The organism is Streptomyces sparsus, from assembly GCF_054776295.1.
In genome coordinates this window covers 1-1438 of sequence record NZ_BAAHCA010001116.1, presented here as the reverse complement: position 1 = coordinate 1438, position 1438 = coordinate 1, and the positions used below count along the sequence as shown (strand labels likewise).

At 73.4% G+C, this 1438-nt stretch carries 2 protein-coding genes; one reads left to right on the top strand and one right to left on the bottom strand.

The window, feature by feature from the left end; genetic code table 11:
- Window positions 1-48: 48 nt before the first annotated feature.
- A complete protein-coding gene (locus tag ACYVE9_RS26745) occupies window positions 49-303 on the bottom strand; it encodes a WhiB family transcriptional regulator (protein WP_461030476.1) in 255 nt (84 codons plus the stop codon).
- A gap of 545 nt (window positions 304-848) precedes the next feature.
- Here ACYVE9_RS26745 and ACYVE9_RS26740 point away from each other — a divergent pair.
- Window positions 849-1438, top strand: a 590-nt coding sequence (locus ACYVE9_RS26740) for a hemerythrin domain-containing protein (RefSeq protein WP_461030475.1), incomplete at its 3' end; no start/stop codon positions are given.

The following is a 1438-nucleotide window of genomic DNA, read 5'->3' as shown; positions in this document are numbered from 1 at the left end:
GGTGCGTGGCCGACGGCCCGCTCGGGGCCGACTCGCCCTGCCGACGGGTCAGGAGGCCAGGCGTGCCCGGCCGCGCGCCTGGCGGCGGGCCAGGGCCCGTCGCTGCTCCTCATCGAGACCGCCCCAAATGCCGTGCTCCTGGCCGGAGTCCAGCGCCCACTGGGCACACTGATCCTGCACGGGGCAGACCCGGCACACGCTCTTGGCGTCCTCGGCCTGTCGCAGCGCGGGACCTCGGGTGCCCACCGGAAAGAACAGTTCCGAGTCCTCGTCGCGGCATTTCGCGTACTCACGCCAGTTCATGGGTGACTCTCCGTCTCGATGGATGACGCCCCGGAGGGGCTGATCGGCCGTTCGGCGAGCCGCCGCGCTCGCTGACCGACGGCCGGAAGATCGTGGGGCGGCGTGGGGTGCCGCAACGTCGTGGAACCGACGCGTCCGGCCACCTGCCGTGGAAAAGCCCCTGTTCTGCTCTGGTGGCCGCTGCCCGCCCGTTGAAACGTCGGCGGCCCCTTCTCGGCCGGAAACCGGCCGGTGCCGCCCCTCGGTCGCCGACCCGGGTTCACGCGGCGTCCGTCCGGGCACCCGGGCGTCCCGTTCACGGCAGAGAGGTGCAAGGGAGGACGGCTGCGTCCGGGCGGTGATCCGCCCGGGCGGCTGAGGGCGGAGGCTCCGGCCCCGACGCCCGACGCCCGGTGGTCAGGCTCGCCGCCCGGGAGGCGGGGCCGAGGGGTGTGTGAGGGGGCGCGGTCGGGTACCCCGGCTCCCGGAGCCGTTCCCGGGGCCCCGCGTCGGCGGCTGCGCTCCCGGGCGGGGAAGAACGGACACGAAGAGGCAGAGGAGGCGTCATGCCGACGTCACTGGCCGGACAGACCACCGAGGAACTCGGCGGAGCGGGCAGCGTGCTGGCCCTGCAACGCCGCGACCACATCGATCTGGACCGGCTGATGAACGGCTACTGGTCGGCGGGAGAACCCGACCGCAGCCAGTTGCTGAGGGAGATCACGCAGCTCGTCTTCAGTCACGCCTTCGCGGAGGAGACCGTGCTGTGGCCGGTCGTCCGGAAGACCGTGCCGGACGGCGAGGAGCTGACCCGCGAGGTCGAACGTGAACACCAGGAGATCAACCAGGTGTTCGCGGACCTCGACCGCCACGAGGACGACCGGCCCGCCTACGACCGGTGCGTCACCCGCCTCTTCTCCCTGGTCCGCCAGGACATCAGGGACGAGGAGGACAAGCTGCTGCCCCGGCTCCAGGAGGCACTGGACACCGGGCGCCTCGTCCAGCTCGGCACCGCCTGGGAGATGGCGCGGCTCACGGCACCGACCCGGCCGCACCCGGCCGTTCCCAGGCGGCCGCCCGGGAACGCCGTGCTCGGTCTGCCGCTGACCGTCTACGACCGGGCCCGCGACCTGCTCGCCCCGGCCGGACGTCCGGC